Below are 15,620 nucleotides of genomic sequence, written 5' to 3' on the forward strand. Positions count from 1 at the left end.
CCTGCTTCGCGAGCAAGCCCGCTCCCACATTGGTTCTGTGAACGACACAAAACCAATGTGGGAGCGGGCTTGCTCGCGAAGAGGCCAGTTCAGGCGCTAAATCAATGTCTCAATGCGCAAAGAGTTAGTCGATCCCGGCTGCCCAAAGGGCACACCGGCGGTGATCAATAACGTGTCGCCACGCTGCGCCATGCCCTGGGCCTGGGCAATCTCCAGTGCCGTCGAGCAGACTTCATCGACCTGACGCAGGCGGTCGTTGACCACCGAGTGCACACCCCACGCCACGCTCAGGCGACGGGCGGTTTGCAGGTTCGGTGTCAGGTTGAGGATCGGCACCGTCGGCCGCTCCCGCGCCGCGCGCAGGCTCGATGCGCCGGACTCGCTATAGTTCACCAGCACCGCCACCGGCAACACGTTACTGATGCGGCGAATGGCGCAGCTGATCGCGTCGGAAACTGTCGCCTCGGCTTTCGGCCGGCTGACGTCGAGTTGAGTCTGATAGTCCGGACCGTTTTCCACCTGGCGGATGATCTTGCTCATCATCTGCACGGCTTCGAGCGGGTATTCGCCGGACGCGGTTTCCGCCGACAGCATCACCGCGTCCGCACCTTCGGCCACGGCGTTGGCCACATCGGTGACTTCGGCGCGGGTGGGCGCCGGGGAGAAGCGCATCGACTCCAGCATCTGGGTCGCCACCACCACCGGTTTGCCGAGCTGGCGGCAGGTGCTGATGATGTTCTTCTGAATCTGCGGCACGCTTTCGGCCGGCACTTCCACACCCAGGTCACCGCGGGCGACCATGATCGCATCGCTCAGTTCGGCGATCTCGCGCAGTTGTTCGACGGCCGAGGGCTTCTCGATCTTGGCCATCAGGAAGGCCTTGTCGCCGATCAGGGTACGGGCTTCGCGGATGTCATCGGGACGTTGTACGAACGACAGCGCCACCCAGTCCACACCCAGCTCCAGACCGAAGGTCAAGTCGCGGCGGTCCTTGGCGGTCAGCGGGCTCAGGTCGAGCACTGCTTGCGGCACGTTCACGCCTTTGCGGTCCGACAGTTCGCCGCCATTGAGCACGGTGGTGTCGATGGCGTCGGCGTACTTGGTTACTACCCGCAGGCGCAACTTGCCGTCGTCCAGCAGCAGGTCCATGCCTGGTTCCAGCGCGGCGATGATTTCCGGGTGTGGCAGGTTGACCCGGCGCTCATCGCCTGGCGTGGCATCAAGGTCCAGGCGCAAGGCCTGGCCGCGTACCAGTTGTACCTTGCCATCGGCGAACTTGCCGACCCGCAGTTTCGGGCCTTGCAGGTCCATCAGAATGCCCAGTGGATAATTCAGCTGGCGCTCGACTTCACGAATCCACTGAAAACGCTGGGCGTGGTCGGCGTGATCGCCATGGCTGAAGTTCAGACGGAAGATGTTGACCCCGGCCAGCACCAGCTCACGGATGTCGTCGATACCGTCGATGGCCGGACCCAGGGTGGCGAGGATTTTGACCTTTTTGTCAGGTGTCATGTTTAGTGCTCTCAAGGATCAGGATGGCGCGGAAGTCGTTGACGTTGGTACGGGTCGGCTCGGTGACGATCAGGGCGTCGAGTGCCTCGAAGTAGCCGTAGCCATTGTTGTTGTCCAACTCGTCGCTGGCGCTCAACCCCATTGCTGCGGCGCGGGCGTAGCTGTCCGGGGCCATGATCGCGCCGGCGTTGTCTTCCGAACCGTCGATGCCGTCGGTGTCACCGGCCAGCGCATAGACGCCGGGCAGGCCCTTGAGGCTGTCGGTCAGGCTCAGCAGGAATTCGGCGTTACGCCCGCCACGGCCATTGCCGCGCACGGTGACGGTGGTTTCACCGCCCGAGAGAATCACGCAGGGCGCCGCCAGCGGCTGGCCGTGCAGGACAATCTGCCGCGCGATGCCGGCGTGGACTTTCGCCACCTCGCGGGATTCGCCTTCGAGGTCACCGAGGATCAGCGGACTGAATCCGGCCTGACGGCATTTCACCGCCGCCGCTTCAAGGGATTGCTGTGGGCGGGCGATCAACTGGAAATGACTGCGCGCCAGGCTCGGATCACCGGGTTTGACGGTTTCCGATTCGGGGCTTTGCAGCCAGGTGCGCACCGAGGCCGGAACCTCGATGGCGTAGCGTTTGAGGATTGCCAGCGCTTCGGCCGACGTGCTCGGGTCGGCCACGGTAGGGCCGGAGGCGATGACCGTGGCGAGGTCGCCCGGTACATCGGAAATCGCATAGGTGTAGACCGTGGCAGGCCAGCAGGCTTTGCCCAGGCGGCCGCCTTTGATCGCCGAGAGGTGCTTGCGCACGCAGTTCATCTCGCCGATGGTGGCGCCGGACTTGAGCAGGGCTTTGTTGATCGACTGCTTGTCGGCCAGGGTGATGCCTTCGGCCGGCAGTGCCAGCAGGGCAGAGCCGCCACCGGAGAGCAGGAAGATCACGCGGTCGTTCTCGCTGAGATTGCTGACCAGTTCCAGCACACGCTTGGCCACGGCCAGGCCGGCAGCGTCCGGTACCGGATGCGCGGCTTCGACCACTTCGATTTTTTCGCAAGGGGCGCCGTGACCGTAACGGGTAACCACCAGGCCGGACACTTCACCCTGCCAGCAGCGCTCGACCACCTGGGCCATGGCAGCTGCGGCTTTGCCAGCACCAATGACGATCACGCGACCGCTGCGGTCGGCAGGCAAATGGGCTTCGAGGACTTGTTGCGGATGCGCCGCGTCGATGGCTGTGGCAAACAGCTCGCGCAGCAATTGTTGCGGATCGACCGACATGGCGGGCTCCCGGAATTCTTGTTATTGGGTTTGTCGCGGACCCTGTGGGAGCGGGCTTGCTCGCGAAAGCGGTGGTTCAGTCAGTATCCATGTCGACTGACACTCCCTCTTCTCGAGCAAGCCCGCTCCCACAGGTTTGATGCAGGGTGGGACAGGCTTACTTCTTGTCGCGAATCGAGAAGTTCGCCATGTGTTCCAGGCCCTTGATCAGCGCCGAGTGGTCCCAGTTGCTGCCACCGATGGCCGCGCAGGTGCTGAACACTTGCTGGGTGTTGGCGGTGTTCGGCAGGTTGATGTTCAGCTCCTTGGCGCCTTGCAGGGCCAGGTTCAGGTCTTTCTGGTGCAGGCTGATGCGGAAGCCTGGATCGAAAGTGCCCTTGATCATGCGCTCGCCGTGCACTTCGAGGATCTTGGAGGACGCGAAACCGCCCATCAGTGCTTCACGCACCTTGGCTGGATCGGCACCGTTCTTCGAAGCGAACAACAGGGCTTCAGCCACGGCCTGGATGTTCAGGGCCACGATGATCTGGTTGGCCACCTTGGCGGTTTGACCGTCGCCGTTGGCGCCGACCAGGGTGATGTTCTTGCCCATGGCCTGGAACAGCGGCAGGGCGCGTTCGAAGGCGTCGGCATCGCCGCCGACCATGATGCTCAGGGTCGCAGCCTTGGCGCCGACTTCACCGCCGGAGACCGGGGCGTCGAGGTATTGCGCGCCTTTTTCGTTGATCTTTGCAGCGAAAGCCTTGGTGGCGGTCGGCGAGATCGAACTCATGTCGATCACCACTTTGCCTTTGCCAACACCAGCGGCAACGCCGTCGGCGCGGAACAGCACGTCATCGACCTGCGGGGTATCCGGCACCATGACAATGATGAACTCGGCTTCCTGGGCAACTTCTTTCGGGTTCGCCAGGGCAACGGCGCCAGCGGCGACCAGGTCGGCAGGCGCAGGGTCGTGGTGGGCCGACAGGAACAGGCTGTGGCCGGCTTTCTGCAGGTTCGCTGCCATTGGGTGGCCCATGATGCCGGTGCCGATAAATCCGATTTTAGCCATGAGAAAATCCTCTTGTTTTTGTGCTGCTGCTTATCTGTAGGAGCGAGCATGCTCGCGATGGACGTTAACGATAATGCGGGCCGTCTGATGCCCCGCGTTGTCTGGGCCTACATCGCGAGCATGCTCGCTCCTACAGGGGGCTGCGTTAGATTGCGTTATGGGTCTTGAGCCAGCCCAGACCGGCTTCAGTGGTGGTCAGCGGCTTGTATTCGCAACCGACCCAGCCCTGATAACCGATGCGGTCCAGGTGTTCGAACAGGAAGCGGTAGTTGATTTCACCGGTACCTGGTTCGTTGCGCCCCGGGTTGTCCGCGAGCTGCACATGGTTGATCTCGCCCAGGTGCGATTGCAGGGTGCGGGCCAGATCGCCTTCCATGATTTGCATGTGATAGATGTCGTATTGCAGGAACAGGTTGGCGCTGCCGACCTGCTCGCGAATCGACAGGGCTTGCGCCGTGTTGTTCAGGTAGAAGCCTGGAATGTCACGGGTGTTGATCGCTTCCATCACCAGCTTGATACCCGCCGCTTGCAGCTTGTCGGCCGCGTACTTGAGGTTGGCGACGAAGGTTTTCTCCACAGTGGCATCGTCGACGCCTTGTGGACGAATACCGGCCAGGCAGTTGACCTGGGTGTTGCCCAGCACTTTCGCGTAAGCGATGGCCAGGTCGACACCGGCACGGAACTCTTCAACCCGATCCGGCAGGCACGCGATACCGCGTTCGCCCTTGGCCCAGTCACCGGCCGGCAGATTGAACAGCACTTGGGTCAGACCATTGGCGTCGAGCTGGGCCTTGATTTCGGCGGAGCTGAAGTCGTACGGGAACAGGTATTCGACACCGCTGAAGCCGGCCTTGGCGGCCGCTTCGAAACGGGCAAGAAAGTCCTGTTCGGTGAACAGCATGGACAGGTTGGCTGCGAAACGCGGCATGGTGGTCTCCCGTATGTGTTTGAGGTCCCCTGTGGGAGCGGGCTTGCTCGCGAAGGCGGTGGTTCAGTCAGCATTGTTGTCGACTGACAGTCCCTCTTCGCGAGCAAGCCCGCTCCCACAGTAGGAGCGGTCAGCTATCAATCAAGCAACGAAATCGCAGTCGGTGCGTCGTCGCCGACCAGCGCCAGGTCTTCGAATTCGTTGACGGCGTTGATCTCGGTACCCATGGAAATGTTGGTCACGCGCTCCAGAATGATCTCGACGATCACTGGAACCTTGAACTCTTCGATCAGTTCCTGAGCCTTGCGCAGGGCAGGCTGGATCTGAGCCGGTTCGAACACACGCAGCGCCTTGCAGCCGAGGCCTTCGGCCACCGCGACGTGGTCGACACCGTAACCGTTGAGCTCCGGGGCGTTGAGGTTGTCGAAGGACAGCTGCACGCAGTAGTCCATGTCGAAACCGCGTTGTGCCTGACGGATCAGGCCCAGGTACGAGTTGTTCACCACGACGTGGATGTAAGGCAGTTTGAACTGAGCGCCGACCGCCAGTTCTTCGATCATGAACTGGAAGTCATAGTCCCCCGACAGGGCCACGACTTTACGGTTCGGATCAGCCTTGACCACGCCCAGCGCTGCCGGAATGGTCCAGCCCAACGGGCCTGCCTGACCGCAGTTGATCCAGTGGCGCGGCTTGTAGACGTGCAGGAACTGCGCGCCGGCAATCTGCGACAGACCGATGGTGCTGACGTAGCAGGTGTCTTTGCCGAACACCTGGTTCATTTCTTCGTAAACGCGTTGCGGCTTGACCGGCACGTTGTCGAAGTGAGTCTTGCGCTGCAGGCTGGCTTTACGATGCTGGCAGTCTTGCAGCCAGGCGCTGCGGTTCTTCAGTTTGCCGGCGGCTTGCCATTCGCGAGCGACTTCGATGAACACGGTCAGCGCGGCAGCGGCGTCGGACACGATGCCCAGGTCCGGGGTGAACACGCGGCCGATCTGAGTGCCTTCGATGTCGACGTGAATGAACTTGCGGCCTTCGGTGTACACGTCGACCGAACCGGTGTGACGGTTGGCCCAACGGTTACCGATGCCCAGCACCACGTCCGACTTCAGCATGGTCGCGTTGCCGTAGCGGTGCGAGGTCTGCAAGCCAACCATGCCCACCATCAGCGGGTGATCGTCCGGGATGGTGCCCCAGCCCATCAGGGTCGGGATAACCGGAATACCGGTCAGCTCGGCGAACTCCACCAACAGATCGCTGGCGTCGGCATTGATGATGCCGCCACCGGCCACCAGCAATGGGCGTTCAGCCTGATCCAGCAAGGCCAGAGCCTTTTCGACTTGAACGCGGCTAGCGGTCGGCTTGGCCAGCGGCAGTGGCTGGTAAGCGTCGATGTCGAATTCGATTTCAGCCATCTGCACGTCGAACGGCAGGTCGATCAGCACCGGGCCTGGACGGCCGGAGCGCATTTCGTAGAAGGCTTTCTGGAACGCGTAAGGCACCTGGCCCGGCTCCAGAACGGTGGTTGCCCACTTGGTTACCGGCTTGACGATGCTGGTGATGTCGACAGCCTGGAAGTCTTCCTTGTGCATACGGGCGCGGGGTGCCTGGCCGGTAATGCAGAGGATCGGGATCGAGTCGGCCGAGGCGCTGTAGAGCCCGGTGACCATGTCGGTGCCGGCAGGGCCGGAAGTGCCGATGCACACACCGATGTTGCCAGCCTTGGTGCGGGTGTAGCCCTCGGCCATGTGCGAGGCACCTTCAACGTGGCGAGCGAGTACGTGATCGATGCCGCCGACCTTTTGCAGGGCGGAGTACAACGGGTTGATGGCGGCACCCGGGATGCCAAAAGCGGTATCGACCCCTTCACGGCGCATCACCAGAACGGCGGCTTCGATTGCTCTCATTTTGCTCATGGTTTTGTGCCTCTTTACGTTTTGTAATTGTATACAAGTGGCTTTGCGCAGAGTGTATTCACGGCGGACGGCGCAGGTCAATCCATTTTCTCAAGCGCTCGTTTCATTCGTCGGAAGCCCAATCTACTGTGGCTTTTCGTCGCATGTGGCGCCTTTCGATAATTATTGTATACAAAAAAATAATTCATTGTGTTCTATTTGTTGCATCGAGCTGCGGCACAACGGCGCAGCCCAACGACTTTCCGAAAAACAAAATGAGGACGGCACCATGAGCGCTTTAACCTTGAAAGTCGCAGTCAACCTGGTCAACGAGGCCATCAGTGCAGGGCGGGCCATCTCGGCAGCGCCCCTGACCATTGCGGTACTGGATGCCGGGGGGCATCTGATCACCCTGCAGCGCGAAGACGGCGCCAGCCTGTTGCGCCCGCACGTCGCCATCGGCAAAGCCTGGGGCGCCATTGCGCTGGGCAAAGGGTCACGCCTGCTGGCGCTGGACGCCCAGCAACGCCCGGCGTTTATCGCCGCGTTGAACAGCCTGGGGCAGGGCAGCGTCGTGCCGGCACCGGGTGGTGTACTGGTTCGGGATCAGGACGGGAATGTGCTGGGAGCGGTGGGGATCAGCGGGGATCTGTCGGATGTTGACGAGCAGTGTGCGATCAATGCGATCGAGGCGTTGGGGCTGGTGGCGGATGCGGGGGTGGCGGCTTAAATCTCACTGGCTGAACTAGCGCTTTCGCGAGCAAGCCCGCTCCCACACGGGATTTTCTGCGCCCACCAATCCCCTGTGGGAGCGGGCTTGCTCGCGAAGGCAATTTCTCAGACACATCCAGCTAAAAGTCTGGCCCACCCTCCCATATTCCCCGGTCTAGCCTTCTGATGATTTCATCATGAGAGAGGGCAAGGGAATGCCTGAGCTGTCAGCTTCACACCGCCTGCGCATCGGCCGGTACACCGAGCCAAACCGCATCTATCTACTGACTGCCAATACCTTGAAGCGAGAGCCTGTTTTCAGGGATTACACCTTGGGTCGCTTGGTGGTCCATCAATTCAGGCAAGCACAGAATGATGGCTTCGCCGATTCCTTGGCCTGGGTAGTCATGCCCGATCATTTTCATTGGTTGATTCAGTTGAACAAAGGCTCATTGGGACAGCTGATGTGCCAAACCAAATCCTTGAGTGCCCGAGCAATCAATGCGGCTACTGGCAGAACAGGTAGCCTCTGGCAGCAAGGTTTCCATGACCATGCCTTAAGAAAAGAAGAAGATCTTGTGAAGCTGGCTCGATATGTTGTGGCTAACCCATTGCGGGCAGGACTGGTCGAGAAGCTTGGCGACGATCCGTTGTGGGATGCGATTTGGGTTTGATCTAAAACCGAGTTGTCGCCATTCGCGAGCAAGCCCGCTCCCACACCGGATCTTCAGCGCCCACCAATCCCCTGTGGGAGCGGGCTTGCTCGCGAAGGCGCGCGCCGCGGTCTACCGCTCGGGCTCACACCCCTTGAGCACCAACCGGATAATCGTCTGCGCTGCCGCTTCGTAATCCTCTTCATCCAGCCTGGCCTTGCCGGTGATGGCGGTGATCTGCCAGTCGAAGTCGGCGTAGGTCTGGGTCGCGGCCCAGATGCTGAACATCAGGTGGTTGGGGTCGATGGGGGCGATTTGTCCGCGGTCGATCCAGGTCTGGATGCACTCGATGTTGTGTTTGGCCTGGCCATTGAGCTGTTCGACCAGATCGCTGCTCAGGTGGGGGGCACCGTGCATGATTTCGCTGGCGAACACCTTGGAGGCGAAAGGCAGGTCGCGGGAGATGCGGATTTTCGAGCGAATGTAGCCGCTGAGCACTTCACCGGGTTCGCCCTCCGGATTGAACGGTGTCGAAGCCTGCAGGATTGGCTCGATGATACTTTCCAGAACCTCGCGGTAGAGGTTTTCCTTGGATTTGAAGTAGTAGTAGACGTTGGGCTTGGGCAATCCCGCCTTGGCTGCGATGTCACTGGTTTTGGTCGCAGCGAAGCCTTTGTCGGCAAACTCCTCACTGGCGGCACGCAGGATCAGTTGTTTGTTGCGCTCGCGGATAGTGCTCATAACCCGGGTGATTCCTTGCCTGTTCTGGCGGTTGCGCATGGTATCACCGGCCTCGCGCGGCGCTCAAGAATGCACCGCAGCCCGCGCTGCCGCGCTATGCTGCTGCGCATTCATTGCAGAAGGAAACCCGATTCATGGCAGGAAGCAGTTTGCTGGTGCTGATCGACGACATCGCGGCCGTGCTGGACGACGTGTCATTGATGACCAAAATGGCCGCCAAGAAAACCGCTGGCGTACTCGGTGACGACCTGGCACTCAACGCCCAGCAAGTCAGCGGCGTGCGGGCCGAGCGGGAAATCCCGGTGGTCTGGGCGGTCGCCAAGGGTTCGTTCATCAATAAATTGATCCTGGTGCCGTCGGCGCTGGCCATCAGTGCGTTCATTCCGTGGCTGGTCACGCCGCTGTTGATGCTCGGTGGTGCTTATTTGTGCTTCGAGGGGTTTGAAAAACTCGCCCACAAGTTCCTGCACAGCAAGGCTGAAGATCAGGCTGAACATGCCGAATTGGTCGAGGCGGTGGCAGACCCGGCGGTGGATCTGGTGGCGTTTGAAAAGGACAAGATCAAGGGCGCGATCCGTACCGACTTCATTCTCTCGGCCGAAATCATCGCCATCACCCTCGGCGTCGTGGCCGAGTCGGCGCTGAGCCAGCAAGTCATCGTGCTCTCGGGGATCGCCATCGTCATGACTGTCGGTGTCTACGGGTTGGTAGCGGGCATCGTCAAACTCGATGACCTGGGGCTGTGGCTGACCCGCAAGCCTGGTCAGATGGCCAGGAGCATCGGTGACGCCATTCTGCGCGCTGCGCCGTACATGATGAAAAGCCTGTCGGTGATTGGCACTGCGGCGATGTTCCTGGTAGGCGGCGGCATCCTGACCCACGGCGTGCCGGTGGTGCATCACTGGATTGAAAGTGTCAGCACAGGGGCAGGCGGTGCCGGGTTTATCGTGCCGACGTTGCTCAATGGGGTAGCGGGGATTGTGGCGGGTGCGGTGGTGCTGGTTGGGGTCATGGCTGCCGGCAAAATCTGGAAAACGCTCAAAGGCTAAAGCCAACACCAAACAAATGTGGGAGCGGCGGTGCGGCGATCCGACTTGCTCGCGAAAGCGGTCTGTCAGTCAATGTTGATGTCGACTGACACTCCGTCTTCGCGAGCAAGCCCGCTCCCACAGTGCTTTTTTTGGGGGGTTACTCGGCGATCTGCAACTTGCGCGCTTCGGTGTATACGTAACGCACTTTCTCGTACTCGAACGGCGAGTTCATCTGGCCATAGCGGAAGCTGGTCTGGTGGCGCTTGTCGATGCCGCGCAGGATCCAGACTTCCGGATGGTTGGAGCTGACCTCGGCGACGTTGAGGAAGTTGATCGCACTCTCGGCCGTGTAATCCACCACCAGGCCACTGGTATCACGCAGGTTCGACGGACCGAGGATCGGCAGGACGAAATAAGCGCCGCCCGGCACGCCGTAGAAGCCCAGTGTCTGGCCGAAGTCTTCGCTTTGACGCGGCAGGCCCATGGCGGTGGCCGGGTCCCACAGGCCGGCGATGCCGATGGTGGTGTTGAGCAGCAGTCGCCCGGTGGTTTCCAGTGAACGCTGGCCCTTGAGTTGCAGCAGGCTGTTCAACAAGTTGGGTACGTCGCCCAGGTTGTTGAAGAAGTTGCTGACACCGGTACGCAGGAAACTCGGGGTGACGTAGCGGTAACCATTGACCACCGGCATGAACACCCATTGGTCGAAGCGGTAGTTGAAGTGATACACGCGCCGGTTCCACTCTTCCAGTGGATCGTAGACAGCCAGTGCGCTGAGCGTCGAACGTTCGAACTCGCGCTGATCCAGGCCCGGGTTGAACTTGAGTTTGCTCAACGGTTCCTTGAAACCGTCACTGTCGACGACCACGGGAGCGTTGGCTTTGCTGTTGTCGGCATTGGCGACGCCTGCACAGAGTAACGCTGCGAACAGCAGGAGATATTTAGCCACGGAAGAACTCCAGCATGGCGTCGCTGTTGACGCGGTAGTTAATGTTGCCGCAGTGGCCACCGTGCGGGTAAACAGTCAGGCGATCACCGAAGGTCCTGCGCAGGAAGCCCAGGTCGCCAGGGCCGAGGATCACGTCATCGGCGTTGTGCATGACGGCGATTTTCGGGCTTTCGTGCAGATAGTCCTTCAGTGCATACAGGCTTACCTGGTCAATCAATTGCAGCAGGCTGCCGCCGTCGGTACGGGCGCGCCACATCGGGATGACCTGTTCGGTGATGTAGCAGTCGAAGTCGCATTGCAATGCACGCTTGAGGAATGGCGTGAGGCTGGTGCCCTCGGTAATCGGGAACTTGGGTGGGGTGATCAGGCCGCGGCGGTTGATCAGGTCCGAAGTGAAGGCAATGTCGGCCGCCGAAAAGCGGAACGAAGTGCCGATCAGCATGGCCATCTGTTCGTTGCTCAGCTGCTGTTTGGACTGCTGGAAGTCGTAGACCAGAGCGTCGTTGAGGTCGATGTAGCCCTTTTGCTGGAAGTAGCGGGTCAGTTTGTTCAGCACCAGCTCATAGAATGTGGTGCTGTTGTTGATGCCCTTGACCTCGGTCTGGACCAGCTTGTCGAGGTTGGTGATCGAGGTATAGAGGTTGACCGGCGGGTTGAGCAGCAGGACTTTCTTGAAGTTGAAGCTGCGGCGGGTTTCATCCAGGTGCGAAACGAAAGCGGCATCCAGTGCACCCAGGCTGTACCCGGTCAGGTAGTAATCGGTGACCGGCACTTTCGGGTTCTGTGCCCGCACGGCCTGCATCACCCGGTACATGTCTTCAGCGTCTTCCTTGGAAATGCCCGGCGTGGCGAAGCGCGATGCGGCACTCATGAAGTCATAGCTGGTGGGCGATGACAGCTGCACCACGTGGTAGCCGGCTTTGTAATAGAGCTTCTTCAGGTATTCGTTCAGGCTGCTGTCATAGCGTGCACCGGTGCCGGCGATCAGGAAAATCAGCGGCGCGGCGTGATCCTGCGTGGCAATGCGGTAGTCGAGTTTCTTGACCGCCCAGAAATTATCCGGCAAATCGAATTCCCGTTCCGGACGCAAGGTGACGCTGCGCACCGCCTGATCGATGTCACCGTCCAGGGGCAGCTCCGGACGCAGGTCCGGCGGCGTGGTCGCGATGGTCGCCTCGAACGGATTGGTCAGGGGGTAGCCATAACTGGCGGCGTCAATGTCGACCGCCAGTGCGGACGCACTCAATATAAGGCCGCCAAACAGGGCGGCGAAGCGCAAGGAACGGAGCATGACTATATCCCTTAGAGGAAGGTGCCGAATGAGTTTCGCAGGCTATGACCGCTGGATTTGCGCCAAAGTGCCACGCATCGGCACCAAACAGGCCTGATTTCGACGTAATAGTAGCTGGACGATACACTTTGCAGCGATTGAATGCCCAGTTAACAGTTGTTAATGCTTGCGCAAGGCTGTCGTGCGATTAAGCTGGCCGCCGTTTTTCGCCTTTTGGAGTGTTACATGTCCCGCCGTTTGCCCGTGATTTTGCTGCTTGTGTTGCTGCCGCTATGGCTGGCCGCCAGTTATGGCGCGCGTTATGGCTTCATGGAGGATGCGCAATGGGTCGGCATTTGCGTGGATGAGGCAAGCCGCTGGGAGTGCCAGGTGCGTTCCAGCCTGGGGCTGATGATCCACTTCGGGGTTCTGGGCTGGGCTGCGCTGGGCGCGGCGATCATCGGCTTTGTCGTGCCGGGGCGGGCAGGCTGGTGGCTGGCGGTGCTGGCGCTGGTGTTCGGGTTTCCGGCACTGGCCCTGTACAACACGACGCTGGCGGTGTTTGCGGTGGTGATTGCGGGGTTGCGGTTGGTCAGGGAGTCTCGCGGCGCCTGACCGTCAGCCTTCGCGAGCAAGCCCGCTCCCACATTTGATCGTTGTCGAACACAAAGTAGATGTTCGCCGAAGAGCCATGTGGGAGCGGGCTTGCTCGCGAAGAGGCCGGTCAAGTCGCTAAAGAGTCAAACCTTGCGAACCCGCAAGCAACGCCACAACGCCGCCACCATCAACACACTCGCCAGCGCCCAGCCCCAGGCCTGCTGATTCTGCAAGCCTTCACGGAACAACTGCGGCGCAATGCCGGCACCGATGATAAAGGTCAGCAACGCGATCTCGCGGCGCGGCACATTCACCGGGCGGCACAGATAAACCAGCGCCGGCACGATGAACGCGACGCTCGGGAAACTGCGGTAGCGCGGGTCGAACACCAGTTCCAGCATCATCACGGCTGCCGCGAAACCTGCCGTTGCCACCAGCCAGCCAGCACGGCGTTCGAGCAAGTCGAAAGCCCGCCCGCGCCAACCGCTGCGAGGGCTCAAAGTCAGCGCGGCATGGGCCAGCGCGAGCAGATTCAGGGCAGTCAGCAATGCGACCCACAACCACTCACTGGTAAAGCGCGTGGTAACCCGTGCCAGGTCACCCCAGGCGCCAATCGAGCACCCCGCCAATGCGCCGAGCAGGGGCAGCACCAGCGCCGAGCGCGTCGTGCGAACCCGGCCGCCAAGCAGCAGCGTGCCGATGAAGATCAATCCGCCAACCGACAGCCATTGCGACCAGTACGGTACGTTTGTCACTGGCCCGGCCAGCACGCCCTTGTCCTGGCGATCGGCATCGAACAATCCCCAGTAACCCCCGACCGCACCTTCACTGGCACGTTTCCACGGCTGGTCGAAGGCTTCGATCAGGTTGTAGTGCCAGCCCTGTTGCTCGGCCATGGCGACAAAACCACGAATGAACCTGGCTTCGTTGACCCGGCTCGGCAGGGCCGTTTCACGCTGGCGACCTTCGCTTGGCCAGCCGGTTTCGCCGATCAGTACATCCTTGGGCGCGAACTTGTTGCCGAACACCTGGCGTACTTCGGCCACATGTTGAAGGGCTGCGTCGATGTTCGATGGATCATCTTCCCAATACGGCAGCAAATGGATGGTCAGGAAGTCCACGGCGGGGGCGATTTCCGGGTGCTTGAGCCAGAACTCCCAGACGTCGGCATAGGTGACAGGCTGTTTGACGTGGCTTTTGACCTTGTTGATCAGCTTCGCCAATTGCGCGCCGGTGACTTCCTTGCGCAACAGGGTTTCGTTGCCGACGATCACCGCGCTCACCACATCCGCGTTGGCGTTGGCCGAGGCGATCAGCAGGTCGACTTCTTTTTCCGTGTCCACCGGGTTGCTGTTGACCCAGGCGCCGATCATCAGCTTCAAGCCATGCTTGCGCGCCAGATCCGGCAGGGCTTCGAGGCCGGTCATGGAGTAGGTGCGGATGCATTCGAAGCTTTTGGACAGCAGCGCGAGGTCGGCATCCATGCGCTCGGGGCGCAAGTTGAATGGCACGTCGAACGGCGATTGGTCTTTGTCGAACGGGGTGTAGGAGGCGCATTGCAGCTTGTGCGTCGCGCTGGCGACATCCGGCAGGATCACCGGTTTGCCAATGCCGTACCAGAAACCACCGAGGGCAAAAAGCCCCAGCAGGCAGGCGAATAGATAAGCAGGAAAAGGAAAGCGTGATGTCGCGGACATGGTCAGGCCGTGTGGGAACAAAGCGGCGCATGTTACCTGCATTTACCGCGTGCTTGGTGGCCTGCATGATTTTGACATGCAAAGTTCGGGCGGAGCCTCCGGTGCGTAGGTCGCGTTAAAGGTTAATGGCTTTCTGATGTCGTTTCTCGATGGATTGAGGTCGCTGGCAGAGCAGGTCGCGATGAGCGTCAGGTTGATTATCGAAGGCGTCAGTACTCCGCTGATGTTCCAACGAGTTTGCGGTAGGCGTGATGGGGGCGCTGTGCACCATAACAATACGTTTAAGCGACTCGGCATCCGTCGAGCGCAGCACTTTCGGGGAAGTAACGATGAAGATGCGACGACTCTTGGGCGCAGGTGCCGCTTTGGTGCTGGCGATCAGCGCTACCGCGGCCAGTGCCGCCGGTAAGGAAGTGACTTTGGGTTATGTCGACGGCTGGTCGGACAGTGTCGCCACGACCAACGTGGCGGCAGAAGTGATCAGACAGAAACTCGGCTACGACGTGAAGCTGCAAGCGGTCGCTACCGGGATCATGTGGCAGGGCGTGGCCACCGGCAAACTCGACGCCATGCTGTCGGCCTGGCTGCCGGTGACCCACGGCGAATACTGGGCGAAGAACAAGGATCAGGTCGTCGATTACGGCCCGAACTTCAAGGACGCGAAAATTGGCCTGATCGTGCCGGAGTACGTTAAGGCCAAGTCCATCGAGGACCTGAAAACCGACGACAGCTTCAAGAAACGCATCGTCGGCATCGACGCAGGTTCAGGTGTGATGATCAAGACCGATCAGGCCATCAAGGACTATGACTTGACCGGGTATCAAAACAAAGCCAGTTCCGGCGCCGGCATGATCGCCGAGTTGACCCGTGCCGAGAAGAAAAACGAATCCATCGCCGTGACCGGTTGGGTGCCGCACTGGATGTTCGCCAAGTGGAAACTGCGCTTCCTCGAAGACCCGAAAGGCGTGTACGGCGCGGCTGAAACCGTGAACAGCATCGGCAGCAAAGGCCTGGAGGCCAAGGCACCGGAAGTGGCCAAGTTCCTGAAGAACTTCCAGTGGGAATCCAAGGACGAAATCGGTCAGGTCATGCTGGCGATTCAGGACGGTGCCAAGCCTGATGCCGCCGCGAAGGATTGGATTGCCAAACACCCAGAGCGTGTTGCTGACTGGACTAAATAAACTTCGATCAAGCGTCTAAGCTGCTTTTCCCTGTGGGAGCGGGCTTGCTCGCGAATACTGACTGTCAGTTGACTGAGAGGTTGACCGACATGCGGCTTTCGCGAGCAAGCCCGCTCCCACATTGATTTGTGGCGTGCTGA

General features: G+C 60.5%; 14 protein-coding genes. 5 read left to right on the plus strand and 9 right to left on the minus strand.

The features are described 5' to 3' along the window. Positions 1-96: 96 nt before the first annotated feature. From pyk to gcl, 5 genes are all read right to left on the minus strand, one after another. Positions 97-1,512 carry a pyruvate kinase gene (gene pyk, locus AC06G5_RS07870; protein ID WP_413705426.1) on the minus strand — a complete coding sequence of 472 codons (1,416 nt, stop codon included), beginning with the start codon at positions 1,510-1,512 and terminating at the stop codon, positions 97-99. Then, on the minus strand, positions 1,502-2,782 hold the full coding sequence (locus AC06G5_RS07875) for a glycerate kinase type-2 family protein (RefSeq protein ID WP_480459225.1): 1,281 nt from the start codon (positions 2,780-2,782) through the stop codon (positions 1,502-1,504). The genes pyk and AC06G5_RS07875 overlap by 11 nt, the downstream gene beginning before the upstream one ends. 157 nt (positions 2,783-2,939) lie before the next feature. Next, entirely contained in the window at positions 2,940-3,833 is an 894-nt protein-coding gene (locus AC06G5_RS07880; protein ID WP_413705424.1) for a 2-hydroxy-3-oxopropionate reductase, read from the minus strand. Positions 3,834-3,978: 145 nt separating this feature from the next. Then, positions 3,979-4,761: a hydroxypyruvate isomerase gene (hyi, locus tag AC06G5_RS07885; protein ID WP_057398407.1), complete on the minus strand. Its 783-nt coding sequence runs from the start codon at positions 4,759-4,761 to the stop codon at positions 3,979-3,981. 137 nt (positions 4,762-4,898) lie between these two features. Further along, a complete protein-coding gene (gene gcl, locus AC06G5_RS07890) occupies positions 4,899-6,674 on the minus strand; it encodes a glyoxylate carboligase (protein ID WP_413705423.1) in 1,776 nt (591 codons plus the stop codon). A 268-nt stretch (positions 6,675-6,942) separates the two neighbouring features. Here gcl and AC06G5_RS07895 point away from each other — a divergent pair, with 268 nt between their 5' ends. Both AC06G5_RS07895 and AC06G5_RS07900 read left to right on the plus strand, forming a co-directional pair. Beyond that, positions 6,943-7,383 carry a GlcG/HbpS family heme-binding protein gene (locus AC06G5_RS07895; protein WP_103394780.1) on the plus strand — a complete coding sequence of 147 codons (441 nt, stop codon included), beginning with the start codon at positions 6,943-6,945 and terminating at the stop codon, positions 7,381-7,383. Between the two features lie 196 nt (positions 7,384-7,579). Next, positions 7,580-8,038, plus strand: a complete 459-nt coding sequence (locus AC06G5_RS07900) for an REP-associated tyrosine transposase (protein WP_480459865.1) — start codon at positions 7,580-7,582, stop codon at positions 8,036-8,038. A gap of 111 nt (positions 8,039-8,149) precedes the next feature. On the opposite strand, the gene AC06G5_RS07905 is transcribed toward AC06G5_RS07900, so the two are convergent. Continuing rightward, positions 8,150-8,758 carry a TetR/AcrR family transcriptional regulator gene (locus tag AC06G5_RS07905; protein ID WP_322614320.1) on the minus strand — a complete coding sequence of 203 codons (609 nt, stop codon included), beginning with the start codon at positions 8,756-8,758 and terminating at the stop codon, positions 8,150-8,152. Positions 8,759-8,892: 134 nt separating this feature from the next. On the opposite strand from AC06G5_RS07905, the gene AC06G5_RS07910 reads away from it, so the two are divergent. After that, a complete protein-coding gene (locus AC06G5_RS07910; RefSeq protein WP_413428617.1) occupies positions 8,893-9,807 on the plus strand; it encodes a DUF808 domain-containing protein in 915 nt (304 codons plus the stop codon). Between the two features lie 139 nt (positions 9,808-9,946). On the opposite strand, the gene AC06G5_RS07915 is transcribed toward AC06G5_RS07910, so the two are convergent. Then, complete coding sequence (locus tag AC06G5_RS07915; protein WP_413428618.1) at positions 9,947-10,735, minus strand: MlaA family lipoprotein; 789 nt, start codon at positions 10,733-10,735, stop codon at positions 9,947-9,949. Then, a complete protein-coding gene (locus AC06G5_RS07920) occupies positions 10,728-12,026 on the minus strand; it encodes a serine/threonine protein kinase (RefSeq protein ID WP_413428619.1) in 1,299 nt (432 codons plus the stop codon). Before AC06G5_RS07920 ends, AC06G5_RS07915 begins: the two co-directional genes overlap by 8 nt. Positions 12,027-12,251: 225 nt before the next feature. On the opposite strand from AC06G5_RS07920, the gene AC06G5_RS07925 reads away from it, so the two are divergent. Further along, on the plus strand, positions 12,252-12,620 hold the full coding sequence (locus tag AC06G5_RS07925) for a hypothetical protein (protein WP_413705420.1): 369 nt from the start codon (positions 12,252-12,254) through the stop codon (positions 12,618-12,620). Between the two features lie 125 nt (positions 12,621-12,745). Here the strand turns inward: AC06G5_RS07925 and AC06G5_RS07930 are convergent, their stop codons facing one another. Continuing rightward, positions 12,746-14,341, minus strand: a complete 1,596-nt coding sequence (locus tag AC06G5_RS07930; RefSeq protein WP_413428621.1) for a glycoside hydrolase family 17 protein — start codon at positions 14,339-14,341, stop codon at positions 12,746-12,748. Positions 14,342-14,628: 287 nt separating this feature from the next. Here AC06G5_RS07930 and AC06G5_RS07935 point away from each other — a divergent pair, with 287 nt between their 5' ends. After that, positions 14,629-15,480 carry a glycine betaine ABC transporter substrate-binding protein gene (locus AC06G5_RS07935; RefSeq protein ID WP_413428622.1) on the plus strand — a complete coding sequence of 284 codons (852 nt, stop codon included), beginning with the start codon at positions 14,629-14,631 and terminating at the stop codon, positions 15,478-15,480. Positions 15,481-15,620: the final 140 nt, after the last annotated feature.

The sequence above is a fragment of the Pseudomonas sp. WT-JTC genome (assembly GCF_056711565.1).

Coding starts and splice junctions, on each gene's coding strand:
- AC06G5_RS07875 (WP_480459225.1), bottom strand. CDS start 2,782: ATGTCGGTCGATCCGCAACAATTGCTGCGCGAGCTGTTTGCCACAGCC.
- AC06G5_RS07900 (WP_480459865.1), top strand. CDS start 7,580: ATGCCTGAGCTGTCAGCTTCACACCGCCTGCGCATCGGCCGGTACACC.
- hyi (WP_057398407.1), bottom strand. CDS start 4,761: ATGCCGCGTTTCGCAGCCAACCTGTCCATGCTGTTCACCGAACAGGAC.
- pyk (WP_413705426.1), bottom strand. CDS start 1,512: ATGACACCTGACAAAAAGGTCAAAATCCTCGCCACCCTGGGTCCGGCC.
- AC06G5_RS07930 (WP_413428621.1), bottom strand. CDS start 14,341: ATGCAGGTAACATGCGCCGCTTTGTTCCCACACGGCCTGACCATGTCC.
- gcl (WP_413705423.1), bottom strand. CDS start 6,674: ATGAGCAAAATGAGAGCAATCGAAGCCGCCGTTCTGGTGATGCGCCGT.
- AC06G5_RS07910 (WP_413428617.1), top strand. CDS start 8,893: ATGGCAGGAAGCAGTTTGCTGGTGCTGATCGACGACATCGCGGCCGTG.
- AC06G5_RS07905 (WP_322614320.1), bottom strand. CDS start 8,758: ATGAGCACTATCCGCGAGCGCAACAAACAACTGATCCTGCGTGCCGCC.
- AC06G5_RS07920 (WP_413428619.1), bottom strand. CDS start 12,026: ATGCTCCGTTCCTTGCGCTTCGCCGCCCTGTTTGGCGGCCTTATATTG.
- AC06G5_RS07895 (WP_103394780.1), top strand. CDS start 6,943: ATGAGCGCTTTAACCTTGAAAGTCGCAGTCAACCTGGTCAACGAGGCC.
- AC06G5_RS07925 (WP_413705420.1), top strand. CDS start 12,252: ATGTCCCGCCGTTTGCCCGTGATTTTGCTGCTTGTGTTGCTGCCGCTA.
- AC06G5_RS07880 (WP_413705424.1), bottom strand. CDS start 3,833: ATGGCTAAAATCGGATTTATCGGCACCGGCATCATGGGCCACCCAATG.
- AC06G5_RS07935 (WP_413428622.1), top strand. CDS start 14,629: ATGAAGATGCGACGACTCTTGGGCGCAGGTGCCGCTTTGGTGCTGGCG.